Origin of the sequence: Streptomyces sp. NBC_01363, assembly GCF_026340595.1 — a bacterium.
Taxonomy (GTDB): Bacteria; Actinomycetota; Actinomycetes; order Streptomycetales; family Streptomycetaceae; genus Streptomyces.
The window spans coordinates 1,609,278-1,632,997 of the sequence record NZ_JAPEPF010000002.1 but is presented as its reverse complement, the minus strand read 5'-3'; the positions used below and the strand labels follow the sequence as shown (position 1 = coordinate 1,632,997).

Annotated in this window: 23 protein-coding genes; 3 read left to right on the top strand and 20 right to left on the bottom strand. The window is 69.0% G+C overall.

All coding sequences use genetic code 11. The features are described 5' to 3' along the window. Nucleotides 1-12: 12 nt before the first annotated feature. Entirely contained in the window at nt 13-1,077 is a 1,065-nt protein-coding gene (locus OG611_RS35195; protein ID WP_266431391.1) for an ABC transporter permease, read from the bottom strand. An 11-nt stretch (nt 1,078-1,088) separates the two neighbouring features. Next, complete coding sequence (gene ligD / locus OG611_RS35190) at nt 1,089-2,099, bottom strand: non-homologous end-joining DNA ligase (RefSeq protein ID WP_266431389.1); 1,011 nt, start codon at nt 2,097-2,099, stop codon at nt 1,089-1,091. A 97-nt stretch (nt 2,100-2,196) separates the two neighbouring features. Here ligD and OG611_RS35185 point away from each other — a divergent pair, with 97 nt between their 5' ends. Then, nucleotides 2,197-3,264, top strand: a complete 1,068-nt coding sequence (locus OG611_RS35185) for an ATP-dependent DNA ligase (RefSeq protein WP_266429617.1) — start codon at nt 2,197-2,199, stop codon at nt 3,262-3,264. Here the strand turns inward: OG611_RS35185 and OG611_RS35180 are convergent. The 18 genes from OG611_RS35180 to OG611_RS35095 form a co-directional block, all read right to left on the bottom strand. After that, nucleotides 3,247-4,461, bottom strand: coding sequence for a lytic transglycosylase domain-containing protein (locus OG611_RS35180; RefSeq protein WP_266429614.1), 1,215 nt, complete (start codon nt 4,459-4,461; stop codon nt 3,247-3,249). The two genes, OG611_RS35185 and OG611_RS35180, sit on opposite strands and share 18 nt — an antisense overlap. 22 nt (nt 4,462-4,483) lie before the next feature. After that, nucleotides 4,484-5,218: a hypothetical protein gene (locus tag OG611_RS35175; protein ID WP_266429611.1), complete on the bottom strand. Its 735-nt coding sequence runs from the start codon at nt 5,216-5,218 to the stop codon at nt 4,484-4,486. 50 nt (nt 5,219-5,268) lie between these two features. Next, on the bottom strand, nt 5,269-5,766 hold the full coding sequence (locus OG611_RS35170; protein ID WP_266431387.1) for a hypothetical protein: 498 nt from the start codon (nt 5,764-5,766) through the stop codon (nt 5,269-5,271). An 88-nt stretch (nt 5,767-5,854) separates the two neighbouring features. Beyond that, a complete protein-coding gene (locus OG611_RS35165) occupies nt 5,855-6,475 on the bottom strand; it encodes a hypothetical protein (protein ID WP_266429608.1) in 621 nt (206 codons plus the stop codon). Beyond that, a complete protein-coding gene (locus tag OG611_RS35160; RefSeq protein ID WP_266429605.1) occupies nt 6,472-6,993 on the bottom strand; it encodes a hypothetical protein in 522 nt (173 codons plus the stop codon). The genes OG611_RS35165 and OG611_RS35160 overlap by 4 nt, the downstream gene beginning before the upstream one ends. Then, nucleotides 6,990-8,249: an MCE family protein gene (locus OG611_RS35155; protein ID WP_266429602.1), complete on the bottom strand. Its 1,260-nt coding sequence runs from the start codon at nt 8,247-8,249 to the stop codon at nt 6,990-6,992. The genes OG611_RS35160 and OG611_RS35155 overlap by 4 nt, the downstream gene beginning before the upstream one ends. After that, a complete protein-coding gene (locus tag OG611_RS35150; protein ID WP_266429600.1) occupies nt 8,246-9,397 on the bottom strand; it encodes an MCE family protein in 1,152 nt (383 codons plus the stop codon). Before OG611_RS35150 ends, OG611_RS35155 begins: the two co-directional genes overlap by 4 nt. Continuing rightward, nucleotides 9,394-10,506 (bottom strand): MCE family protein, encoded by a 1,113-nt coding sequence (locus OG611_RS35145; protein WP_266429579.1) that lies wholly within the window; start codon nt 10,504-10,506, stop codon nt 9,394-9,396. Before OG611_RS35145 ends, OG611_RS35150 begins: the two co-directional genes overlap by 4 nt. Nucleotide 10,507: 1 nt before the next feature. After that, nucleotides 10,508-11,527, bottom strand: coding sequence for an MCE family protein (locus OG611_RS35140; protein ID WP_266429577.1), 1,020 nt, complete (start codon nt 11,525-11,527; stop codon nt 10,508-10,510). Further along, complete coding sequence (locus tag OG611_RS35135) at nt 11,524-12,555, bottom strand: MCE family protein (protein ID WP_266429574.1); 1,032 nt, start codon at nt 12,553-12,555, stop codon at nt 11,524-11,526. Before OG611_RS35135 ends, OG611_RS35140 begins: the two co-directional genes overlap by 4 nt. Next, nucleotides 12,552-13,856 carry an MCE family protein gene (locus tag OG611_RS35130; protein ID WP_266429572.1) on the bottom strand — a complete coding sequence of 435 codons (1,305 nt, stop codon included), beginning with the start codon at nt 13,854-13,856 and terminating at the stop codon, nt 12,552-12,554. Before OG611_RS35130 ends, OG611_RS35135 begins: the two co-directional genes overlap by 4 nt. Beyond that, nucleotides 13,856-14,659, bottom strand: a complete 804-nt coding sequence (locus tag OG611_RS35125) for an ABC transporter permease (RefSeq protein ID WP_266429570.1) — start codon at nt 14,657-14,659, stop codon at nt 13,856-13,858. The genes OG611_RS35130 and OG611_RS35125 overlap by 1 nt, the downstream gene beginning before the upstream one ends. A gap of 3 nt (nt 14,660-14,662) precedes the next feature. Further along, nucleotides 14,663-15,523: an ABC transporter permease gene (locus OG611_RS35120; RefSeq protein ID WP_266429568.1), complete on the bottom strand. Its 861-nt coding sequence runs from the start codon at nt 15,521-15,523 to the stop codon at nt 14,663-14,665. Further along, on the bottom strand, nt 15,520-16,515 hold the full coding sequence (locus OG611_RS35115) for an ABC transporter ATP-binding protein (protein ID WP_266429565.1): 996 nt from the start codon (nt 16,513-16,515) through the stop codon (nt 15,520-15,522). Before OG611_RS35115 ends, OG611_RS35120 begins: the two co-directional genes overlap by 4 nt. Before the next feature lie 586 nt (nt 16,516-17,101). Next, a complete protein-coding gene (locus tag OG611_RS35110; RefSeq protein WP_266431386.1) occupies nt 17,102-17,950 on the bottom strand; it encodes a hypothetical protein in 849 nt (282 codons plus the stop codon). Between the two features lie 159 nt (nt 17,951-18,109). Beyond that, nucleotides 18,110-19,579: a DUF6801 domain-containing protein gene (locus OG611_RS35105; protein WP_266429563.1), complete on the bottom strand. Its 1,470-nt coding sequence runs from the start codon at nt 19,577-19,579 to the stop codon at nt 18,110-18,112. Between the two features lie 74 nt (nt 19,580-19,653). After that, a complete protein-coding gene (locus OG611_RS35100; protein WP_266429561.1) occupies nt 19,654-20,316 on the bottom strand; it encodes a hypothetical protein in 663 nt (220 codons plus the stop codon). 99 nt (nt 20,317-20,415) lie between these two features. After that, nucleotides 20,416-21,039, bottom strand: coding sequence for a hypothetical protein (locus OG611_RS35095; RefSeq protein ID WP_266429559.1), 624 nt, complete (start codon nt 21,037-21,039; stop codon nt 20,416-20,418). 985 nt (nt 21,040-22,024) lie between these two features. Between OG611_RS35095 and OG611_RS35090 the strand changes: the two genes are divergently transcribed. After that, the gene (locus tag OG611_RS35090; RefSeq protein ID WP_266429558.1) at nt 22,025-23,239 is read left to right on the top strand and encodes a helix-turn-helix domain-containing protein; all 1,215 of its coding nucleotides are present in this window, start codon (nt 22,025-22,027) and stop codon (nt 23,237-23,239) included. Nucleotides 23,240-23,452: 213 nt separating this feature from the next. Continuing rightward, the gene (locus tag OG611_RS35085) at nt 23,453-23,716 is read left to right on the top strand and encodes a hypothetical protein (RefSeq protein WP_266429556.1); all 264 of its coding nucleotides are present in this window, start codon (nt 23,453-23,455) and stop codon (nt 23,714-23,716) included. Nucleotides 23,717-23,720: the final 4 nt, after the last annotated feature.

Sequence of the window (23,720 nt, the reverse complement as noted above, 5' to 3'; positions counted from 1 at the left end):
CCCGGAACCGGATCAGGTGGCCGTGGCCGCGTGCTGAGGCATGTGGTCACGGCCTCCCGGGTGCCGGTGGCGCCACACCCAGAACACCGTGCACGAGACCAGCGCCCAGCCGGCGAGGACCAGGTACGGGAAGACCCGCTGGTGTCCCTGGTAGTAGACGGCGGCGTGCTGGGCGTTGACCGAGGCGCCCGGGGGGAGCCAGCGGCCGATGAAGCCGAGCACCGACGGCAGCAGCGGCCAGGACACCGCACCACCGGAGGACGGGTTTCCGAGCATCACCATCAGTCCCCAGGTGGGGATCATCGCCCAGCGCCCCATCACGGCGTTGAACATGGTGAAGACCATGCCCGTGGTGAACATGGTGAAGGCGAGGATCATCCACGACTGGACGAACGGCAGGTCGACGGAGCCGAGCAGCCAGTCCACCACGGCGGCGATGGAGAACCCGCCGAGCAGGGCGTAGGCGACGGTGAACCCGACCCGCTCCAGGGGCTCCAGCGCCTTGGCGTGCACACTCAGCTGGATCGCGCCGATGAACCCGACGATCACCGCGGCGAGCGAGATGTAGAAGAGAGCGAGGCCGCGCGGGTCGCCCCGCTGCAGGGGCTTCACGTCCGTGACCTTTACCGGCACATGGGCCGCTTCCCCCACCTTCAGCGTGGACTCGGCGAGCAACTGGGCGACCGAGGCTCCGGAAGCGCTCGCGAGGTCCAGACCGACCCCGCCGTTCTCGGACCGCAGGACGGCGAACACCTTCTGCTCCTCCAGCGCGAGGCGGGCTTCGGCTTCGGTGGCGTACTCGTGCAGCACCAGCGAGGTGTCGAGTGCGCCCTCCAGCCCGTCGAGGAAGACCTTGTCGCGCGGGGTGTCGAGCTCGCCGACCACGGCGGCCGGGATATTGCGCGGGGTCGGGTTGGCCATCGCGTACGTGTAGGAGCCCGCGAAGAGACCGGCCGCGGCCGCGATGATGAACAGAAGCACGACGGTGGGCAGATACGGGGACGCCTTGAACTCCGACCATCGGTCACCGCGGGCCGGGGGCCGGGCATGTTCCCCGTGCGGTGCGGCGGGCTCCAGGTCGGGCGCGCTCACCCCTCGGCGTCCTCGTCGCGCCGGGCCCGGCTCGGCTGGACCCGTTTCGGCTCGCCGGGCATCTTCGGGTACTCCGGCGGGTACGGCATGTCGCCGAGTCCGCGTTCCCGCTCGTCCCGGTCCGCCAGCTCCAGCAGCCCGTCGAGCCGGAAGGCGTGGTCGTCCATGTCCGCGTGCACGTCGCCCACATCGGCGTAGCGCTTCGGCATGGTCCTGATGTCGAAGTCGCGCGGTTCGGCGTCGTCGAGCTCCTCCCAGCGCAGCGGGGCGGAGACCGGGGCGTACGGGCGGGGGCGTACGGAGTAGGCGGAGGCGATGGTGCGGTCCCGGGCGGTCTGGTTGAAGTCGACGAAGATCCGCTCGCCGCGCTCCTCCTTCCACCAGGCCGTGGTCACCCGGTCCGGCATGCGGCGCTGCAGTTCGCGCCCGGCGGCGATGGTGGCGCGCCTGACCTCGGTGAACGTCCACTCCGGGGCGATCGGGACGAAGACATGGATGCCCCGGCCGCCGGAGGTCTTGGGCCAGCCGCGCAGCCCGTGGTCGTCGAGCACGGACCGCAGCTCGTGGGCGGCGCGTACGGCGTCGGCGTAGTCCGTGCCGGGCTGCGGGTCTAGGTCGATGCGCAGTTCGTCCGGGCGGTCGGTGTCGGTGCTGCGGACCGGCCAGGGGTGGAAGGTGAGCGTGCCGAGGTTGGCCGCCCAGATGACGGCGCCGAGCTCGGTGGGGCAGATCTCGTCGGCGGGCCGGCCGCTCGGGAAGGTGATCCGTGCCGTGGGGATCCAGCCGGGGAGGTTCTTCGGGGCCCGCTTCTGGTAGAAGAACTCGCCTTCGACGCCGTCCACGAAGCGCTGGAGGGTGGTGGGGCGGTCGCGCAGGGCGCGGGTGATGCCGGGGCCCACGGCCAGGAAGTACTCGGCCACGTCCCTCTTGGTGTAGCCCTTCTCCGGGAAGTAGACCTTGTCCGGATTGGAGAGCCGCACGGCCCGTCCGTCGGCTTCGAGCTCCACTGCTTTCACCGCTGCACCCATGACGGTCACGGTAGGCCGGGCTCACATATGCCGCATATCGGGAGACTTGCGCCTGTTCCTGGGTGAGAATCGGGCCATGGATCTGCCGGTGATGCCGCCTGTGAAGCCGATGCTCGCCAAGTCCGTGGCCAGGATCCCGCCCGGTATGCAGTACGAGGCCAAGTGGGACGGCTTCCGCGCGATCGTGCACCGGGACGGCGAGGAGGTGGTGATCGGCAGCCGCACCGGCAAGCCGCTCACACGCTACTTCCCCGAGCTGGTCACCGCAGTGCGGGACAATCTGCCGCCGCGCTGCGTGATCGACGGCGAGATCGTGGTCGCGTACGACGGGCGGCTGGACTTCGACCGGCTCAGCGAGCGCATCCACCCCGCCGATTCCCGGGTGCGGCTGCTCGCCGAACGGACCCCGGCCAGTCTGATCGCCTTCGACATCCTGGCGGTGGGGGACGACTCCCTGCTCTCCACCCGGCAGTCCGACCGCCGTGCCGTGCTGGAGGCGGCGCTGTCCCACGCGTCCGCCCCCGTCCACCTCGCCCCGGCGACCACGGACCCGGCCCTCGCCCAGGAGTGGTTCGAGCGCTACGAGGGCGCGGGGCTCGACGGCGTGGTGGCCAAACCGCTCGATCTGCCGTACCGCCCCGACACCCGGGTGATGTACAAGATCAAGCACGAGCGGACCGCCGACTGCGTGGTTGCGGGATACCGCGTCCACAGGAGCGGCCCGGTCGTCGGCTCGCTGCTGCTCGGCCTGTACGACTCCGGGGGCGTGCTCCAGCATGTCGGAGTCTGTGCCGCCTTCTCGATGAAGCGCCGCGAGGAGCTGGTCGCGGAGCTGGAGCCGCTGCGCGTCGATTTCGCCGGCCACCCGTGGGCGGCCTGGGCCGACGCCGAGGCGCACGAGCACGCCCGGCTGCCCGGGACGCAGAGCCGCTGGTCCGGGAAGAAGGACCAGTCGTGGGTGGCGCTGCGCCCGGAGCGGGTCTGCGAGGTGGCGTACGACCACATGGAGGGCGACCGTTTCCGGCACACCGCCCGGTTCCGCCGCTGGCGGCCGGACCGCACCCCTGCCGGCTGTACCTACGCGCAGCTGGAAGAAGTGGTGCGGTACGACCTGGCGGAGGTGCTGTCAGCCGGCGGACGGTGAGCCCGACGGCGTGGCACAGGGGTCCTCGCTCGTCGTCGGGTCGGGCTCCGGGGACTCGGTGGTCCCGGTGGTGTCGGTCGGGTCCGGTGACGGCGAGTCGGTCGGGCAGCCGGAGCCCGGCTCCGAGGTACCGGGGTCGGGGCTCGTACCGGGGTCCGGGGTGGCCGGTCCGCTGTCGGTCGGATCGGGTGAGCCGGTGCCCGGGTCGGTGGGGTCCGGGGAGCCGGTGGGGTCCGGGGAACCGGTCGGTGACCCGGAGGGCTTCGGGGTGGCCGACGGGGAGGGGTGCGGCGAACCGCCGGGCTGCGGACCCACGATGATGCCGCCGTCCGGGGCGCCGGGGCCGCCGACCGGACGCTTCGGCTTGTTCGGGCCGCCCGCGCCGGGGCTCTTCGGGACGGTTCCCTTGCCGTCGGCCACCGGATGGATGCCCTTGCGGTAGAACTCCAGCCAGGACAGCACGGTGCGCAGATAGGTGTCCGAGTGGTTGTAGCTGAGGATCGCCCGGTCCAGATCGGCCTTCACCGACAGATCGCGCGGTCCGGCGCAGAGGTAGTACCCGGCGGCCAGGGCGGCGTCGTAGATGTTGCCCGGATCGCGGCGGCCGTCACCGTTCCCGTCCTTGCCCCAGTGGGCCCAGGTCGACGGGATGAACTGCATCGGGCCGACCGCCCGGTCGTAGGTACGGTCGCCGTCGTACGCGCCGCCGTCGGTGTCCGGGACGTCGGCGAATCCCGCACCGTTGAGGACCGGTCCGAGGATCGGGGTGAGCGTCGTGCCGTGGGCGTCCACCCGTCCCCCGCCGGCCTGACCGGACTCGACCTTGCCGATCGCCGCGAGCAACTGCCACGGCAGACGGCACCCGGGGTCGGTCCTCCCGAGTGCGCTCTCCGCCTTGCGATAGGCGGCGAGCACCGTGGCCGGGATGCCCGCCTCGGCCCAGGACCGGGCGGCGGCCGGGCTCTGTTTCTTGCCGGCCTTCGGCGGCTTCGGCGACTGGAGCGGCGGGAGTTCGGTGTGGTACGAGTCGTCGTTGGGCACGTGCGACCACTTGACCTCGTCGGCCTCCTGGTGCTTCTTCGGCATCGTTTCATGACCGACGAGTCCCGGTGCCTGGGACGCGGTGAGCGCGGCCATCGTGGCGACCGCGGCCGCCGTGCCGCTGAGTCCGCGGCGCATCGTGCCGTTGAACCTCATGCGTGCTCCCCTCTCCCCCGGGTCACCGGGTGAACGTATCGATGGCGGAGATCCGCCAGGTGTCGCCGCGGCGAACGGCGTCCACGGCGAACATGGCCGCCGCGTAGGTCGTCTCGTCCGACTTGCCGGTACGGGTGTTGCTCTGGTCGGCGAAGATCAGCAGCCGGGCCCGGTCGCCGTCGAGGAGTTCCACGCCGCTGTCGGTGACGGTCGTGGTCAGCACGAGCTTCTGCTTCTGCCCCTGGGCCCGGACCTGGGCGAGCATGTCCTTGTGCTGCTGCACCGCCTTGCCGACCAGGTGGGTCCTGGCCGCCTCCTCGGAATTGCCGGGCGAGGCGTAGTTGTACGAGAACACCGCGCCGACGGCGTCGGCGATCTGGCCCTTCACCTCGCTGGTGCGGCCGATGTCGGTGAGGGCGGTGTTCTGCCGGGACGGGTCGTCGCGCAGGCTGCCGGCCGAGGTGAACGCCCAGGCGGCGAAGGCCCCGAGCAGCACGGTGAGGGCGCAGAGAACGGCGGGCAGCCGGCCACGGAGGCGGGACGGCCGCTCGCGTCGCGGTTCCTTCCTCTCCTGGCCGTCTGCCGGACCGGCGTCGTCCGTGACCTCGTCGTCGGTGGTGGTGTGCTTCGCGTCGGGGGTACGCGCCGACTCGTCCGGGGTCGCGGGCCGCCGCTCCGGGACGGTGGCGGTGGCGCGTTCCGCGGCGACGGTGGCCAGACGGCGCCTGCGGTTGACGAGGTGACGGGTCGTCGACATGTCCGGGGGATCCTCTCGGTGGCGGGGTGGGAGTCGGTGGCGTCAGCCTCTCAGCCGGCCGTGTTGCCGACGGGTGCCTGGCCGAGGGCGCTGAGCTTCCACCCCTCGGAGGTACGGGTGAGCTTGCCGAGCATCCGGCTCTCCTTCACCGCGGGCTTGCCCTTCGGCGCGGTCACGGTGACCCGCAGCGCCACCATGACTCCGGCCTTGCCGGCCCGGTCGTCGAGTTCGGTCACCGCCCCGGACAGGATCTGGGCCGTGCTGACCGTCTTCGCCTGCTGGATCTGCTTCACGAACGCGGTCCGTCCGTCGACGAGTTGCTGGTGCAGATCGCCGGTGGTGGACTCCTCCCAGCTGTCGAGGCCCTTCTCCAGCTTCCGGTGGTCGAGCGTGTTCATGTTCTGCACCGCCTGCTCGCCCGCCGCCAGCGCCTCGTCACGGGCCTGCGCGTACACCGCCGACTCGTCGTGCTTGGCGTCGTACCACGACACTCCGCTCCAGGCCGTCGCGCCGGCCGCCGCGACGGCCAGCACGACCGCCGCCGCCATCAGCGGGTTCCTCGTCATCCGTACCCGTGCCATTGCTGTCTCTCCCCTGCCGGCCGATCCGTACCGTGTCGCGCGAGTGTGGACGCTGCTATCTGGAGGTGATCTCGACCACGGTCCAGTGGCCGTCCCGCAGTTGGGCGGTGACGGAGAGCTGTGCCGCCGCCGTGGTGGCCTGCTTGCCCTCTCGCTCGTAGACCTGGTCGAGGAAGACCAGCAGGTGGGCGCTGTCGTCCGTCAGCCGGGTCACTCCGGCGCGTACGACATGGGTGGTGAGCGTCAGCTTCTGGTCCGCCGCCTGCTTCTCGACCTGGCCGAACAGCGCCGCGTACTGCTGGAGCGCCTTGCCGGCCAGGAGTTGCTTCGCCGACTCCTTGGTAACGGCGGTGGCCTGCGGGCTGTACGAGAAGACCTTGCCGAGCGCGTTGCTGACATCGCCGGCGACCCGGGTGGTCGCCTCGCTGTCGGTCAGCGCGCGGTTCGAGGTGGCGGGGGTGTCGCGCAGCGCCCTGCCCTCGACGAAGAGCGCGCCGCCGGTCGCGAGCAGTGCGACGACGAGGACGGCTGCCACGATGCGCGGCCACCGTCGGGCGGGCCCGGACGGGTCCGGCCGCTCCTCCTCGGCGGGCGCACCGGCTTCCTCGGCCTCCCATGTCTCCGTGTCCGTGTCGGTGTCCGTACGCACGACCGCCGCCCCTCCCTGCTCCTTCATGCGCCGCTCCCGACCGGAATCGCCGTGAGCGCCTTGACCTTCCAGCCGTCCGGGGTCCGGGCCAGCGTGGCCTCGAAGCGTTTGCGTTCGGTACCGGCCTTTCCGGTGCGCGGGGTGACCTCGACATCGACGGTCGCGATCATCTCGGCCGTTCCGGTCCGCTCGTCGAGCGCGGTGAGCGCCGCGTCGGTGACCTTCCCGCGTGCGGTGGCACCTGACTCGGTCAGTTCCTTCGCGTCCTTGCTCCGGGTGCGCCCCAGCTGGTCGTGGAGCGGCCCGGTCGAGGATTCGAGCCAGGCGCCGAGGCCGCTGTCCACGCTCCCGGCGTCCTTGGCGTCGAGGCTGTTCAGCAGGGCGAGGCGGTGCTTGCCGTCGGCCAGCGCGACATCACGGTGCTTCGCGTACGCGAGGCTGTCGTCGCCCCGTGCCCGGACGTACGACCAGCTGCCGAGGGCGCAGACCAGCACGGCGGCGAGCAGCACCGCCCAGCCGGTCAGGGTCTTCGTACGGGCCGTCATCGGCCGCCTCCCTGTCCGAGTCCCAGCAGGCCGGCCATGCCGTCGCCGTCCGACGGGGTCCGGCCGGTGACACCGAGCGCGCCCGGGAGCCGGTCCGCCTCGTCACCCAGCAGCATCGAGCCGGGCTTCGCGGGCTCGGGCACGGCGCCGCCCTTGGGCGCGTTGGCGCTGCCGCGCACGTTGATGCCGGTGCCGGGCGAAGAGGTGCAGCGGGCCTTGGTGTTGACGGGCGGTCCGGCGGTGGTGTCCAGGCCTCTGCGGTAGACCGTGCCGCCGTATCCGGCGGTGCAGGGCAGGGGTTCGAAGAAGGTGACCGACATGCCGAACCGGGCGCCGTTCTCGTCGATCGCGCTGGCCCCGGCGGCCGCCACCGCGGGCAGTTTCACCAGGAGTTCCTCCATGCCGCGCTGCCGGGTGACGGCGACCTCGGAGGTGGTGAGGAGATTGGCGACGACGACGCCGAAGCTCGGGTCGAGGTCCCGCAGCAGTCCGCTGATCTGTCCGGTCGCGTCGGGGGCGACCGCGATCAGCTTGCGCAGATCGGCGTCGGATCCCTTGAGCTGTGCGGCCAGTTCCTCGGCACCGGAGGCGAAGCCCTTGAACGCTTCGCCCTGTTCGGCCTGGGTGCGCAGCACGGTCCGGCCGTCGATCATCAGCCGGGTGTTGACCGGCAGCGCGTCGTCCGCCGCCCGGACGAAGTCGCTTCCGGTGTCCAGCAGCACCTGGAGGTCGTCGCCGCGGCCCTCGAACGCGGTGCCGAACTCGTCGACGACCGTGCGCAGGGATTCCAGATCGACGGAGCCCGCGAGGTCGTTGACGCTGGTGAGGACATCGGTGACGGGGGCGGGGACGGTGGTGTCGGCCTGGTCGATGACGGAGCCGTTCCCCAGGTACGGACCCTCGGTGCGGGTGGGCCGCAGGTCCACGTACTGCTCACCGACCGAGGAGAGATCGGCGACGACGGCCTTGAGGCCGTCCGGGATCTTCGGGGCGTCCTTCTCGATGCGCAGTTCGGCCTCGACTCCGTCGTCGGTGAGCTCGATCGGCCCGACCCGGCCCACCGAGACCCCCCGGTAGGTGACGTTGGAGTGGGTGTACAGCCCGCCGGTGCGCGGGAGTTGGACCTTGACGGTGTAGTAGCTGCGCAGGCCGATGTAGTGGCCGAGGTCGGCGTACCGCACCCCGAGGTAGCCGAGCACGAGCACCGCGATGACCAGGAAGGAGATGTTCTTGAGCCGGATGGCGAGGGTGATCATCGGCTGCTCCCGTCCGTGCCCGCCGTCGGGACCGCGGGAAGGGGCAGCGGCAGTGTCCGGCCGGCCCCGCTCGTACCGGTCCCGGTCTGCGGGGGGACCGCCGGGGTGAGCGACGGGATGATCTGTGTGCCGGGCATGGCCGTCACATCCAGGTAGACGTTGAGGTAGTCGCCCTTCACCCCGCGCAGCACCTCGTCCGTGAACGGGTAAGTGAGCAGTACCTGGAGGGAGTCGGGCAGGTCGCGGCCGGAGTCGGCGAGCGCCTTGAGGCTGGGGGCGAGGGCCTTGAGGTCGGCGATCACGTCGGCCTTGCTCTTGTCGACCGTGTCGACGGCGATGGTGGAGAGGGTGTCGAGCGAACGCAGCATGGTGAGGAGCGAGCCACGCTGCTTCTCCAGGACCTTCAGGCCGGGGCTGAGCCCGGTGAGCACCGTACCGACGTCCTGTTTGCGGGTGGCGAGGGTGGCGGAGAGCCGGTTCACCCCGTCGAGGGCATCGGTGATGTCCTTCTTGTGGCCGTCCAGATTGGTGACGAGGGTGTTGACCCGGCCGAGCATGGAGCGCATCTGGGGTTCGCGTCCGGCGAGTGCCTTGTTCAGCTCGGTGGTGATGGTCTTGAGCTGGTTGACGCCACCGCCGTTGAGGAGCATCGACAGGGCGCCGAAGACCTCTTCGACCTCGGGGTTCCGGTTGGTGCGGGTCAGCGGAATCCGGTCTCCGTCGGCGAGCCTGCCCTGTGCGGTGCCGCGCGCGGGCGCGGCGAGCTGGATGTACTTCTCGCCGAGGAGGCTGGACTGTTCCAGGTGGGCGTAGGCGTTGGCGGGCAGTTCGACCTTGCCGTTGACGCGCATGGTGACCTCGGCGTTCCAGCTGCCCGAGCCCAGGGAGACCTTGGTGACCCGGCCGACGGCGACGTCGTTGACCTTCACCGACGCCTGCGGGGCGAGGCTGAGTACGTCCGCGAACTCCGCGGAGATCTCGTAGGGGTGGTCGCCGAGGTCGGCGCCGCCGGGCAGCGGGACCTGGTCGATCCCGGTGAACGACGGCAGGCCGGAAGCGGTGACGACGAGGGCCAGGCCGACGCCCACGGCCAGCACCGCGGCAACACCGGTCGTGCGGGCTCCTGGTCTGCGCAGCACACGGCTCATCGGTTCGCCCCCTTCTTTTCCGTGGCGGTCTTCGCCGGGGTGCCGTAGACGGTGCCGACGGCCGGGAGCGGGAGGGTGGGCAGCGCCTTGCGGCGTGCGCCGTCCACCGGGGTGAGGCCGGCGAGTCCGGTGGCCTCCGTGAGCGGTCCGCCCATGGAGAGCTCGTTGAGGTTGGTACGGCCGTTGAGCGTGCGGTTCACCGGGTCGTAGGCGTTGACGACGTTGCCCGCGGCGAGCGGCAGCGTGTCCAGTGACTCGGCGAGCGAGGCCCGCTGGTCGACCAGCGTCTGGGTGAGCGGCACCAGGGCGTCCACGTTCGCCTTGAGCGCGCCGCGGTTCTTCTGGATGAAGCCCTTCACCTGCCCCAGTGCGGTGCCCAGTTCCTTCAGCGCGGCGCCGAGGTTCTCCTTGTCGTCGGCGAGGAACCCGGTGACCGCGTTGAGCTGCTGTTCGGCGGCGCGCACATTGCCGTCGTTGTCCTTCAGCATGGTGGTGAAGGTCTGGAGGTAGGACAGCGTGTCGAAGAGGTTCCCGCTGCTCTTGTCGAGGGTCTTGGTGGCCTTGCCGAACTGCTCGATGGAGTTGCCGATGGCCTTGCCGTTGCCGTCGAGGTTCTTGGCCCCGGTGTCCAGGAGCCCGGAGAGCGCGCCGTCGGCGTTGGCTCCTTCCGGGCCCAGTGCCTTGGAGAGCTCCGTGATGGAGTCGTACAGCTGGTCCACCTCGACGGGCGTGGCGTTGTTCGCGGCCGGCAGTACGGCGTTGTCCGCGATCTGCGGTCCGCCGTCGTAGGCGGGGGCGAGCTGGATGTAGCGGTCGGCGACGAGGCTGGGGGCGACGACCACGGCGTGCGCCTCCTTGGGGACCTTGACGCCCTTGTCGACCCGCAGGGTGACCTCGACCTCCTTGCCCCGGGGCGTGACCGCTTCGACCCGGCCGACCCTGACGCCGAGGATCCGCAGGTCCGATCCGGCGTACACACCGGTGGCCTGGTCGAAGTAGGCGGTGATGGTCGTCGTTCCCTCGTCGTCCATGGCCAGCACACCGGTGGTGGCCGCGACGGCCACCACGGCGAGTCCGGCGCCGATGCCGACGATGCGCTTCATTCTCATGTCAGCGGCCGCCTTGCTGCTTGGGTGGCTTGCACTCGGGCCCCGCGGGTGTGCCCGCGGGCACGTACTCCTTGGGGACGACTCCGCAGACGTAGTTGTCGAACCAGCGGCCGCTGCCGAGGGTGTTGCCGACGAGCCGGCTGTACGAGCCGGCGAGCGAGAGCACCTTGTCGAGGCTCTTGCGGTTCTTCACCAGCACCGCGGTGACCCGGCCGAGCGAGTCCAGGGTGGGCTTCAGCTGCTTGTTGTTGTCCTGCACGAGGCCGGTGAGCTGGATGCCCAGATTCTTGGTGCCGGTGAGCAGCTGGTGGATGGAGTCGCGGCGTGCCTGGATCTCGCCGAGGAGCAGATTGCCGTCCTCCAGCAGGGTTTCGAAGCTGCTCTTCTTGTCGGCGAGCGTCTTGGTGAGCTGCTTGCTGCCCTTGAGGAGGGTGGCGAGCTGGGCGTCCCGTTCGGAGACGGTCCTCGAGAGGGCGGAGAGCCCGTCGGCCGCGCTCTTCACGTCGGGCGGGGAGTCCTTGAAGGTGGCGGAGATCGTCTCGAAGCTCTTGGCGAGCTGTGCGGTGTCGATCTCACCGATGGTCTCGCCGAGTCCGTTGAAGGCCTGGGTGACGTCGTACGGGGACGTGGTGCGGCTCGCCCCGATGCGCTCGTGCGGGTCCTGCGGGGCGTTGCCCAGCGGGTCGACGGCGAGGTACTTCTCGCCGAGCAGGGTCTTGATGGCGATGCCGACGGTGGAGGAGTTGCCGATCCAGACGTCCTTGACCTTGAAGGCGACCTTCACCCTGGGGCCGTCGAGCGAGACGCCGGTGACCTCGCCGACCTTCACTCCGGCGACCCGCACCTCGTCGCCCTCGCTTAGTCCGGCGGACTCGGTGAAGTCGGCGCTGTAGGTGGTGCCGCCGCCGATGAAGGGCAGCGAGTCGACGCGGTAGGCGCCCAGGCCGATGAGGGCGAGGACGACCAGCCCCACGACGGCCACGGCGACGGGGTTGCGTTCCCGTACGGGTTTGATCCTCATGACTGGCACCTCGGCTTCCTGACCACGATGCCGGTGGGCGGGGCGCTGCCGTCCTCGGTCGTCACTCCGCTGACCTTGGCCTCGCAGAGGTAGAGGTTGAGCCATGAGCCGTACGAGGTGAGCCGGCTGATCGCCGCCATCTTGGCCGGGGTCTTCTGCAGGAAGTTCTCGATCTGCGGGGTGCCGTTGCCCAACTGGTCGGAGAGTCGCCCGAGTTGTTTGATGTCGCTCTTGAGCGGCGCCCGGCCGTCCTGGAGGAGGTCCGCGGTGACGGTGGTGAGCGCGCCCATGGCCGTGACCGCCTGGCCGAGCGGTTTGCGGTCGCCGGCGAATCCGGTGACGAGCTTCTGCAGGGTGTCGACGAGGTCGTCGAAGCCGGCCTCGCGGTCGTTGACGGTCTTCAGGACCGTGTTGAGGTTCTTGATCACCTCGCCGATCACCTTGTCCTTCGCGGCGACCGTGCCGGTCAGCGAGCCGACGTGCGAGAGGATGCTGTCGACGGTGCCGCCCTCGCCCTGGAGCACCTGGACGATGGAGCCGGCCAGCTGGTTGACGTCGGGCGGGGAGAGCCCCTCGAAGAGCGGCTGGAAGCCGTTGAAGAGCTGGGTGAGGTCGAGCGCCGGGGTGGTGCGGGAGAGCGGGATGGTCGCTCCGGCGGCGAAGCTCCTGCCGACCGGCCCGGCCCCCTGGTCGAGGTCGATGTACCGCTGGCCGACCATGTTGAGGTACTTGATCGAGGCGGTCACCGAGGCGGGGAGGCTGCGCCCCTTGCGGACGGCGAAGCCGACCTCGGCGAGCCTCTTGTCGGCCACCTCGATGGACTCGACCTGTCCGACCTTGACCCCGGCGATCCGGACGCTGTCGCCGACGACCAGTCCGGTGGCGTCGGTGAACCTGGCCTTGTACGTGGTGGTGTCGCCGACGCCCGTGTTGGCGATGGACAGCGCCAGCACGGTGGTGGCCAGAACAGTCACCAGGATGAAGACGATCGACTTCGTGAGCGGAGCGGCGAGAGAGCGGCGCTTCACTTGAGCTTCACCTCCGCACCGCGGAAGGCCGGACCGATGAGCACGCTGCTCCAGTCGGGCAGGGTCTGCGGCTGGACTTTCAGTGAGGGAGCGACCAGCTCGTTGACGAGCCGGCTCTCCTGCGGGGAGTTGGGCATGCCGAGGGCGGAGTCCTTGGCCGCGGTGCCGGCCGGTTCGTCGGTGTGTGCGGTACCCGGCGGGCTGACCGCCGCCGTGCGGGCGTCGGCGGTCGGCACGGTCCTGCCCACGTACGGCACGGAGTAGCAGTGCGGTCCGCCGGTCGAGTGGTAGACCGGGGTGTCCTTGCCGGGCACGTACTTGCCCTTCGACTTCACGGGCTTGATGGTGACGTGGAGTCCGGGCCGGTCGGTGCCCTTGCCGAGCGCCTTGTCCATGGCCGGGACGAAGCCGGCCATGGTCCGCAGGGTGCAGGGGAATTCGTCCGAGTACTTCGCCAGCAACTCCAGCGTCGGCCTGCTCGTGGCGGAGAGCCGGATCAGGTTGTCCTTGTTCTCCTGGAGGAACGAGGTGAGGTCGCGTGCGGACGCGGTCGTGGAGCCGTAGAGCCCGGCGAGCTGCGCCTGCTGTTCGGCGATGGTGCCGCTGGTGGTGGTGAAGTCGGTGAGGGCGTCCAGGACATCGGGGGCAGCGTCCCCGTACACCTTGCTCACCTTGACGAGTTCCTTGATGTCGGCGTTGAGCGTGGGGAGTTGGGGGTTGAACTTCGCCAGGTGCGCGTCGAGCGTGACGAGCGTGTCGCCGAGCTTCTCGCCGCGCCCCTGGAGGGCCTGGGAGACCGCGCCCAGGGTGGCGGCGAGCTTCTCCGGTTTGACGGCGGTCAGCAGCGGCAGGACGTTGTCGAGGACCTCCTCCAGCTCGATGGCGTTGCTGGAGCGGTCCTGCGGAATGACGGAACCGGCCCGCAACGGCTGCGTGGACGGCATCTCGGGCGGTACGAGTGCGACGAACCGCTCCCCGAAGAGCGTGGTGGGCAGCATCTGCGCGGTCACGTCGGCCGGGATCCGGTCGAGCTTGCCGGGCTCGATGGCGAGGGTGAGCCGGGCCCCGTTCCCGTCGGCCGTGATGGAGCGGACCTGCCCGACGACGACGCCGCGCAGTTTCACATCGGCGTTGTCGTGCATCTCGTTGCCGACGCTGGAGGTGCGTACGGTCACGGTCGCGTCGTCGGTGAAGTCCTTCCGGTACACCGAGACCGAGACCCACACGAGCACGGCGGGCACGAGGAGGAAGGCGACTCCGGCGAGTCTGCGGCGGACGGTCTGCGTGCGGTGGGAGTTCATCAGCCGGCCACCTTCACCGTCGTGGTGGCGCCCCAGATGGCGAGGGAGAGGAAGAAGTCGGTGACGCTGATGAGCACGATGGCGTTGCGCACCGACCGCCCGACCGCGACCCCCACACCGGCGGGCCCGCCGGTGGCGTGGAAGCCGTAGTAGCAGTGGGCGAGGATCACCATCACGCTGAAGATCAGCACCTTGAGCACCGACAGCAGCACGTCGTCCGGGGAGAGGAAGAGATTGAAGTAGTGGTCGTACGTGCCCGCGGACTGCCCGTTGAACAGGACCGTGATGTAGCGGGACGCGAGGTAGGAGGAGAGCAGCCCGATCGCGTACAGCGGGATGATTGCGACGACCCCGGCGATGATCCGGGTGGAGACGAGGTACGGCATGGACCGCACCCCCATCGCCTCCAGGGCGTCGACCTCCTCGTTGATCCGCATCGCGCCGAGCTGAGCGGTGAAGCCCGCGCCGACGGTGGCGGAGAGCGCGAGTCCGGCGACGAGCGGGGCGATCTCGCGGGTGTTGAAGTAGGCGGAGATGAAACCGGTGAAGGCGGAGGTGCCGATCTGGTTCAGGGCCGCGTACCCCTGGAGGCCGACGACGGTGCCGGTGAAGAGGGTCATCGCGACCATCACGCCGATGGTGCCGCCGATGACACCGAGACCGCCGCTGCCGAAGGCCACTTCGGCCAGCAGCCGCTGGACCTCGCGCAGGTAGCGGCGCAGGGTCCGCGGCACCCAGAGCAACGCGCGTACGTAGAAGGTGAGTTGTTCACCGGATCGGTCGAGCCAGCTGAGCATCGACATCGGTCAGCTCCCCTTCGCGGGGACGATCTGGAGGTAGATCGCCGTGAGGACCGTGTTCACGAAGAACAGCAGCATGAAGGTGATGACGACGGACTGGTTCACCGCGTCGCCGACACCCTTGGGGCCGCCGCGCGGGTTGAGTCCGCGGTAGGCGGCGACGATGCCCGCGATGAAGCCGAAGATCAGCGCCTTGACCTCACTGATGTAGAGGTCGGGGAGCTGGGCGAGGGCGGAGAAACTGGCCAGGTAGGCACCGGGGGTGCCGTGCTGGAGAATCACGTTGAAGAAGTAGCCGCCCAGTGTGCCGACGACGGAGACCAGGCCGTTCAGCAGGACGGCGACCAGCATGGTCGCCAGGACGCGGGGGACGACGAGACGCTGGATGGGTGAGACGCCCATGACCTCCATCGCGTCGAGTTCCTCGCGGATCTTGCGCGAGCCGAGGTCGGCGCAGATGGCCGAGCCCGCGGCGCCGGAGATCAGCAGGGCCACGATGATCGGGCTGGCCTGCTGGATGACGGCGAGGACGCTGGCGCCGCCGGTGAAGGACTGGGCGCCGAGCTGCTGGGTCAGCGATCCGACCTGGAGGGCGATGACGGCGCCGAACGGGATCGAGACGAGTGCGGCGGGCAGGATGGTGACGCTGGCGACGAACCAGAACTGTTCGATGAACTCCCGTACCTGGAATGGCCGTCGGAAGACGTCCCGGCTCACGGTCGCGGCGAGGGAGAACAGCTTCCCGGTCTCGCGCAGCGGGGCGAGCAGCCGGCTGGGCGGCTGGTGCTCCGGTGTCTTCGGCTGCGTCGCGCCGGCCGCGCCGGCCGGGGGCGGCTCGGGGGGCAGTACCGGCATGGGGGCCGTCACAGGCGTTCACCGCCCACGGCCGGGGTGTAGCTCTTCATGATGGCCGTGCGGGCGGCCTCGGGCAGCTGCCCCATCATCGACAGGACCCGTTCCCGGCGGCGCAGCGCGGCCTGCCGTACGGGCATGCCGGGCGAGGGCTCCAGCTGCGGTACGACGGTGCGGGGCGCGTTGGCGGAACTGATGCCGACTCCGTAGCCGTTCATCTCCTCGGCGGCGAGGGTGGCGGCGTCCTTCTCCTCCGCCATCCCGATGGGCCCCTCGCGGCGTCCGGCGAGGAACTGGGAGACGACCGGCATGTCGCTGGTGAGCAGCACCTCGCGCGGCCCGAAGGTGACGAGGTTGCGGCAGAACAGCATTCCCATGTTGTCCGGGACGGTGGCCGCGATGTCGAGGTTGTGGGTGACGATGAGCATCGTCGCGTCGATCTGTGCGTTGAGATCGATGAGCAGCTGGGAGATGTAGGCGGTGCGGACCGGGTCGAGTCCGGAGTCCGGTTCGTCGCAGAGGATGATCTGCGGATCCAGGACGAGGGCGCGGGCCAGCCCGGCCCGCTTGCGCATGCCGCCGGAGATCTCGCCCGGCAGTTTGTCCTCGGCGCCGAGGAGGCCGACGATGTCGATCCGCTCCATGACGATCCGGCGGATCTCCGACTCCTTCTTGCGGGTGTGTTCACGCAGGGGGAAGGCGATGTTGTCGAAGAGCGACATCGATCCGAAGAGTGCGCCGTCCTGGAACATGAGCCCGAAGAGCTTGCGGGTCTCCATGATCTCGCGTTCCGGGCTGTTCACCATGTCGACGCCGTTGATGAGGACGCGTCCGTGCTCGGGCTTCAGCAGGCCGATGATGGATTTCAGGAAGACGGTCTTTCCGGTGCCGGAAGGCCCGAGCATCACGCTCACTTCGCCGGCGGGCAGAGTGAGGGTGACGTCCTGCCAGATGTTCTGCTTGCCGAAGGACTTCGTGAGGCCTTCGACGACTACTTCGATTCCCATCGGCCCTCCTTCGAAGTTGTGGTGAACGAAGTCATCTGTCAGCGCTCCGGCTCTGAGAAATCCAATGGCGGCTCGTCACACATGCACCAGGAGGCGCACGCTATGTCCGCCGAAACCGCCAGGACAAGCCGTTGAACAGCAGAAATCGACGAATCTGGGGCTCGGTGCGGATCACTTGTCACCGAGTGACAAAGCCGCAGGGCGGCTTTGTCGGAATCTGCGCAAGGTCTCTGGCACGCGAACCTGGCTCCCACGGCCGGCGAGGCCGGATCCGTCGGGGCTCCAGAGGTACCGAACGAACAGCCGCGGATATGTTTCGCCGCTGCTCAACCGGGACGCTACGGCCCGGTAACCTGGGTTAGCAATACTGGTTCGCCATCTTTTTGTACGGCGTTCCACGATCTTTTTGTTTTTGTGAGCGAGTGAGTATTGCGTACCGTGCACTTGTCGATAAGTGAGCCATCCGGCACACGGGTGCTTTCGCGCCCGGTGTGAATGAGCCCGCCCCGCCCGGCAGAATGCGCCGGGCGGGGCGGGCGGCATCACTGATTTCCGTACTCCGCGAAATGAGGTATGGAAGGCGTAGTTACTGCACCACTCCTGCGTGCCAGCTCTCCGACAGCAGCCGGCCGGCGTTGGGCGCCGCCGCGCCGGGGGACGCCAGGCCCCCCGTGTACGTGGTGGCGTTGTTGAGCACCAGGTTGTTCTTTCCGGCCGCCGACGGGAGCGCCGTCTTCAGGTTGACCGCCCAGTTCAGCTCGCCGAGGGTCAGAGGCCCGCAGCCGCTCACCCCGGGGACGGCGAAGGCCGCGTCACCCTGGGAGTTCCCGGTCAGCTCGACCCTGTTCAGCCGGCCCCCGGTGTTCGTCGTGCCGTTGGCGTCGAAGCGCCGGCTGGCCAGGGCCGGCTGGGTGAGGTTCTGCGGACGCAGCAGGACCGGGTCGGAGGTGGTGCCGATGTAGCACTTCGACCCCAGGAAGGGGTTCTCGAGATGGATACGGACCGGAATGTCGACGATCGGCTTGCCGCTCTGCATCCCGGCGACCAGATCGAAGTTCCTGGGCGTGCCCGCCGACTGCACTGTGGCGACGACCCGGTTGAGACTGTTGTCCGTCAACTGCCGACAGATGTCCGAGACCACCGGGATCCCGCTCGGGCACATGAGGCCGAGCAGGCCTCCGGGAATCTGCGTCGGGGCTCCGACGATCGCCCCGCCCGCGGGCGGCACGATCCTGGACTCGCCCGTCGCCGTGTTCCGTACGACACCGAACTGGAGGTCGTTGGCACCGGTCGTCGCCAGGGTGTTGCCGAGCTTGATGGAGCCGCTCTCGGAGTGCGAGGCCACGCAGATCGCGATGTCCGCCTGACCGTCCGCGGCCAGCATGGCCGGGTCGTCGACCGGACACCGGTTGAAGGGCGCCCAGTTGCCGTTCATCTCCTGGGCGGAGGCGGCACTCGCCGGCGAGGTGCTCAGCGGAATGCCGACGGCGACCGCCAGCAGCGCGCCGACAAGGGCGGGTCTGACTCGCCTGGGGGCAGCACTCATTGATCGTCCAGCCTTTCTGAGGGAGGTGGTACGAAGATGCGCGTGGGTTCAGCGTTCGGGCTTGGGCCTCGGAGGTTCCGGACAGTGCGCCGGAACGTTGTTCACGCAGAGCGGGCCCTGCATCATCTTGGTGAAATTCCCGCTTCCGGACACCGACGCGGTGAAGACGTTGTCCAGGTCCTCGGTCGCCCCGCAGCCACTGAACGGGGGGACATCGGAGTACCCGGTGAGCGGCCCGCCGGTCTTGACGGTGTAGCCCTCCTCCGGCCCCAGACCGGTGGAACCCTTGCCGGTGAGCACGAGCTCCATCGGCCGCACCGTGCGGCAGTTCGGCCCCACATCGAGCGGGGTGCCGTTCACCGTCACGTCGTACAGCCGCACACTCACCTGCGCCGTCGACGTCGTGGTTTCGGCCCTGCGGTGAGTCACCGGATCCGCGGCCGACTGGTACACCGTCTCGATGTTGACGGGGCCCGTGAGCGACATCTCCACAGTGGCGGTCGTCGGCATGAAACCGAAGGTCAGGAACGTCGACCGGGCGGGCGGCATCTGGGGCTTGCCGTTGTAGTCCATCGTGCCTTCGGAGTGGATCCAGGTGAGACCGCCGGTGGGGCAGGTGTAGGCGGCGAACATCGACTGGAGCTGGAGCCGGAGATGGGTGGGGTCCTTGAACTCCATGGCGGCCTTCTGCTTGTTCACGTTGGCGTAGCCGGCCATGTATCCGTGTGCCCCGGTGGCCGGCACGGAGATCGGGCCGTAGAAGAGCTTGCAACCGGGCAGCTCCGGCGGCTCCACCTCCGAGGTCTTCGCCTGCTCCTCGGTGTCCGTGCTCCGGGCCTCCACCTTCGGTGACCCCACCCCGTCCGAGTCCGGATCCGGCGTACCGGTCGCGGGCCCCTCGGGCGACGCGGGTACCTCGACGGTGCCGAGTTCCGCCGACTGATCCGGATCGACCGTGCAGGACACGGAGATGACGGCGGGATCGGCCGGTCCCGCGTCCGCGGGCCGGGCCACCAGGTCCAGTTGCAGTTTGCCCGTCGTGAAGACCATGCCACCACTGGACCGCGGGGTCACGGTGGGCACGGCCCCGGTCGCCTCGATGGACATTCCCCGGTCCGGGGAGACCGCGGACTCGGGGATCTCCAGGCCTTCCCACATCACATCTGTCGACACGCCGTTCTGCGTCACCGCCGTCTCCAGACGAGCCGCCCCGGACAGCTCGGGCGGGGCGTCCTTCGGCAGTTCGCCCAACAGCTCCGGTGCCAGCGTCAGACCGAGCCGGACGTGCTCCGGCTGGACGGCGGTGCCGACCGGAGAGCTCAGCGGCAGTTCGACGGAGACGGTCACATCCGCCGCGTGCCGGCCGGATGCCGATGTGCAGGAGTACCCGAAGCCGGATTCGGCCACGTGGGTCCCGCCTGCGACACCGGTACCCGGCATGAGCCCGGCCAACAGGGCCATCGCACCGACGGCACCGGCCTGCCCCCATCGCCGGGAGTGGCTCGACTTCATTCTCATCTCGGCAACCTGCCGTCGTCTCGGAGCTGACTGGTCGTCTGCGGAAGCACTCGTGGGCCCTCGTCGTCAGCGACTCACGGGGAGGTCACGGTGATGGGGTCGTCCAGCACATAGGTGGCCGAGTACTCGACGCTGTCACCGTTGTTGAGCAGGCCCATGCATGCCCCGTTGTTGCTGACATCGCTCATCGTGAGTCCACTGCCGTTCGCGACGGTCAACTCACCGGTGGCGTTGCTGTACGTTGCATGACTCAACGATCCGGCTGTCGTCATCGTGCAGTGGCCCAGCCAGGTGTCGGCGCTGAACGCCAGATTCACATCGGCCAGTCTCCCCGTGACGATCCCGCCGGCGTAGCTCTCACCGTCGAAGCTCATGGTGGTGGAGACCAGTTCGGCGGTGAACGTCGTTCCGAGAGGGCCGTAGCACAGGTCGTCGACGGGGTTGCCCCACGAGAAGGTCGTGACGTCGGCCAGCCCGGCACCGTCCGGGTGCACCCCACTGGGCGCCGAACCCTTCACCCGGGTGCCCGACCCCCCGCACTGCAGCTGCTGGTCGGTGCTGACGTCATGCACCACAGCGTAAGTTCCCGCCTTGAGCGAGCCCGAGAACGACCCGTCGGCGTGGGGATTGCCGACGGTCCACTGGACCTGCGAAGTGGCTGACGCCGACGTCACCGACAGGCCGAAAGCAACTGCCACCGCGCCGGCGGTCAGCAAGGAACGCTGGATGACACTCACGGATCTCCTCATGGCAGGTGGGGTCGGCTGCACCCGGGTCCCCTCGCGCCGCCTCTGCCGAGGAGGCGGCGCGCGGGGACCTCATGCGCGGTCAGTGACTCACGGGGAGGTCACGGTGATCGCCTTGTCCAGCACATAGGTGGCCGAGAACTGGGCGGTGTCACCCGCGTTCATCAGGCCCGAGCAGTTGTTCGCCGTCGCGATGGTGAGTCCGGTGCCGTTCGTGATGCTCAGCACACCGGTGGAGTTCGTGTACTTCGCGTTGGCGGCCGAACCGGTGATCGTCGCGGTGCAGACACCGAACAGAGTGTCCCCGGTGATCGTCACGTTGACGTCCGTCAGGTTGCCCGAGGTGACTCCACCCGCGTAGCTGGCACCGTTGAGCTTGATCGTTCCACTGGTGAGCGAAGCGGTGAACGTCGAGCCGAGCGGGCCGGCGCAGGGAGAGGCGGCAGTGCCCCAGGTCGCCGAGCTGATTTTGGCCAGGCCGCTACCGTTCGGGTACACGCCGGTGGTCGCCGTGCCGCTCGCCGCCGCCGTGGAGCAGGACACGCCCTGACCCGTGGTGTTGTCGAGCAGCTCGGCCGTCGTGCCCGCCTTGAGGTGAGCCGAGAACGACCCGTTGGCGTTGGGGTTGGTCACGGTCCACTGCGCGAGGGCGGTGGCCGAGGCCGACGTGGCGGCGAAGCCGAGCGCGGCTGCGGCGACGGTCGTGGCGAACATTGCTCGTCTGAGGGTGTTTCTCACGGAACATACCTCCGGGAAGTGGAGTTGGACGTACCCGATTACCTCGCGCCACGCCCTGGGAATGGGCCCGGCACGAGGGCGGCTCACATCGTGGAACGCAGAAGTCGATGGACTCGACTGCGTGATCGAACTCCGTGCGGATCGAACGTTACGAGCCAGTAGCCCAACGCGGCAATACCCGGCGCAGAAAATCCCCGACCCTCCCGGCAAAAGTATTCCGCCTTAGCGATAACTCAGCAGATCGCCGCGATTTTCTATACGAAAGTGAGTAGTTACGGCCGTGTCATGCGCCCCGGACCCCGCAGGACACTCATCCCGGGCACAGTCACCGGCGACGGGGCGGTCCGACGACCGGCCACGTACCCGCCGGTAAGATCGTCGGACCCGCGGCCGAATGAGCCCCGGACGCGCCGCGGCCATCGAACCACCGAGCCGTACGACGCACCATGGAACCCGCTCCCGGACCACGGAACGCACCCCCGCCCGAACAGTTGAAGAATTACCCATTCCGGCCGCCCGGTTCTTGTGTTCCGCGAATCCCGAGGGTTTTACCTTTTCCGAAGAATGCGCTCCCTTTCGAATACCGCGCAGCAGGCGGAGCGGATGACCGCAGACCGTCGCGATCGAGGCCGCAGTGCTGCGGCAGAACGCACACCACCCGCACGTATCCACACCAATCACCCGGACGGAAATAAGTTACCTGCGGTTACTTTCTTGTCGCCGGAAGAGTAGATGTCCGAAAAACATTGTCCTGAAGTGAGCACGGGCGTCCCACCTGCACCGAAGCACCACAACGGGGCCAAGATATGTGCCCCTTGCACTTCGATCTTGCCCAAGTAGTGGGCACAACCGCTGACTTGGTCTATCTTCATCGCGAACTTGGTACGCACCTGTCGGTTCGTGGGAGCGCTTTCCCCACCGCCTGACCCCCCACCGGGCGCCGGAGAGCAAGGGGACAGTCATGCCAGAACTCATACAGCCGTCGGACACCGGGGATCCACTGGGGCCGCTCCCCCAGGAATTCGCCGCCATCATGCGACCCGAACTACCCAGCCTGATCAAGGAGATCGGCGTCGAGGTCACCCGGGCCTATCCGGAGTACGCCCGGCTGCTCAGCGGCCCCAACGGACAGGCCATCCGCGTCGGTGTCGAGCAGAGCCTCTCCTCGTTCGTGGACCTGGTCGCCGAACCGTCCGCCTCGACCTCGCTCCGCGACGACATGTGCCGTCGGTTCGGGCGCTTCGAGGCGTACGAGGGGCGCACCATGGAGACGCTCCAGGGCGCCTACCGGCTCGGGGCCCGGGTCGCGCTGCGACGGGCCAAGAAGGTCGGCCGGAGCTACAATTTCTCACCGACCCTCATGCTCAGCTTCGCCGACGCGCTCTTCACCTACATCGACGAGCTCGAATCCCTGTCCCGGGAAGGCTTCCTGGAGGTGCAGTCGCAGACCGGCGAACAGACCGAGGCCATGCGCCGCCGTCTGCTGCACCTGATCCTCGCCGGGCGCCCCGCACCCCGTACCGCCATCGCCGAGCTCTGCGAACAGACCGGATGGACCCTCCCCGAGAAAGTCACCCTGGTCGCCGTCCGCTCCCCCGCCACCCTGGACCGGGCCGTGGCGGACCGCGATGTCCTGGCCGATCTCAGCGACCCCCAACCCCACTTATTGATCCCCGGAGCGTTCGACGACGCCCGAAGACACATGCTGGACGAGGCGCTCCTCGGCACCCACGCCGCGATCGGCCTGACCGTGCCCACCGCCCTGGCCTCGGACTCGATCCGCTGGGCCCGCCGCGTGCTCGAACTCGTCGACACGAACATCATCGACGACGCGCCCGTCGTCCTCTGCGAGGACCACCTCATCACCCTGTGGCTGCTCTCCGACCCGGTGCTGGTCGACCAGCTCGCCCAGCGCGAACTGGCGCCGATCTCGGGAATCAGCGCCACCCGCCGGGAGCGGCTGGTCGAGACCCTGCGGATCTGGCTGGACACCCGTGGCACCGCGGCCCACATGGGCGAGTTGCTCGATGTCCATCCGCAAACGGTTCGCTACCGGATGCGCAATCTGGAGTCCATCTTCGGCGAGCAACTGACCGATCCCGAGAGCCGGTTCTCCACCGAGGCCGTGCTGCGGGCGCTCCAGTTGCGGGCCCGCGGCGAGGAAGCACCACTCTGAGTCCGCTTTCAGCCGGATCACGGCCCTCACCGTGAGTCAACTTACTTACGAGTAAGGCGAAATAGACGGTCACTCTCAAACGGTTGCCACACGGAGACGCTCTCAACGAGAAACCCGGAACTGCGTCCCGTACATATGGAGATGTCGGCCGCCGCACCCGGCGGCCGAGCCGACCACCGCCTCCTGGCCGACCATCGCGAGAGGGAAACCCCCATGACCGCCTCACACCTCCTCGTCCCCGTGCCGATCCCGGACCGGGTCGCCGCGCTGATCGGATCCTGCATCCCGCAGCACATCCTGCAGGCGGAATTCGACGCCGAGTGCGCCGCGCGCGAGGTGCGCAGCTTCCGCGGTCCGCGGCTCTGCGACGAGGACCGGGCCGACCGCGAGCAGGTGCTCTCCGAACTGGCCCGTGCCAACAAGATCCTCGCCGCCCACCACCCACGGCTGGCGGTCCGCCCCGGCAGTTCCTGGTGACGTC

Bases quoted from the DNA above. Each gene is read 5' to 3' on its own strand.
- OG611_RS35185 (WP_266429617.1), top strand. From the start codon at position 2,197: ATGGATCTGCCGGTGATGCCGCCTGTGAAGCCGATGCTCGCCAAGTCC.
- OG611_RS35180 (WP_266429614.1), bottom strand. From the start codon at position 4,461: ATGAGGTTCAACGGCACGATGCGCCGCGGACTCAGCGGCACGGCGGCC.
- OG611_RS35175 (WP_266429611.1), bottom strand. From the start codon at position 5,218: ATGTCGACGACCCGTCACCTCGTCAACCGCAGGCGCCGTCTGGCCACC.
- OG611_RS35170 (WP_266431387.1), bottom strand. From the start codon at position 5,766: ATGGCGGCGGCGGTCGTGCTGGCCGTCGCGGCGGCCGGCGCGACGGCC.
- OG611_RS35165 (WP_266429608.1), bottom strand. From the start codon at position 6,475: ATGAAGGAGCAGGGAGGGGCGGCGGTCGTGCGTACGGACACCGACACG.
- OG611_RS35160 (WP_266429605.1), bottom strand. From the start codon at position 6,993: ATGACGGCCCGTACGAAGACCCTGACCGGCTGGGCGGTGCTGCTCGCC.
- OG611_RS35155 (WP_266429602.1), bottom strand. From the start codon at position 8,249: ATGATCACCCTCGCCATCCGGCTCAAGAACATCTCCTTCCTGGTCATC.
- OG611_RS35150 (WP_266429600.1), bottom strand. From the start codon at position 9,397: ATGAGCCGTGTGCTGCGCAGACCAGGAGCCCGCACGACCGGTGTTGCC.
- OG611_RS35145 (WP_266429579.1), bottom strand. From the start codon at position 10,506: ATGAGAATGAAGCGCATCGTCGGCATCGGCGCCGGACTCGCCGTGGTG.
- OG611_RS35140 (WP_266429577.1), bottom strand. From the start codon at position 11,527: ATGAGGATCAAACCCGTACGGGAACGCAACCCCGTCGCCGTGGCCGTC.
- OG611_RS35130 (WP_266429572.1), bottom strand. From the start codon at position 13,856: ATGAACTCCCACCGCACGCAGACCGTCCGCCGCAGACTCGCCGGAGTC.
- OG611_RS35125 (WP_266429570.1), bottom strand. From the start codon at position 14,659: ATGTCGATGCTCAGCTGGCTCGACCGATCCGGTGAACAACTCACCTTC.
- OG611_RS35115 (WP_266429565.1), bottom strand. From the start codon at position 16,515: ATGGGAATCGAAGTAGTCGTCGAAGGCCTCACGAAGTCCTTCGGCAAG.
- OG611_RS35110 (WP_266431386.1), bottom strand. From the start codon at position 17,950: ATGAACGGCAACTGGGCGCCCTTCAACCGGTGTCCGGTCGACGACCCG.
- OG611_RS35105 (WP_266429563.1), bottom strand. From the start codon at position 19,579: ATGAGAATGAAGTCGAGCCACTCCCGGCGATGGGGGCAGGCCGGTGCC.
- OG611_RS35095 (WP_266429559.1), bottom strand. From the start codon at position 21,039: ATGTTCGCCACGACCGTCGCCGCAGCCGCGCTCGGCTTCGCCGCCACG.
- OG611_RS35090 (WP_266429558.1), top strand. From the start codon at position 22,025: ATGCCAGAACTCATACAGCCGTCGGACACCGGGGATCCACTGGGGCCG.
- OG611_RS35085 (WP_266429556.1), top strand. From the start codon at position 23,453: ATGACCGCCTCACACCTCCTCGTCCCCGTGCCGATCCCGGACCGGGTC.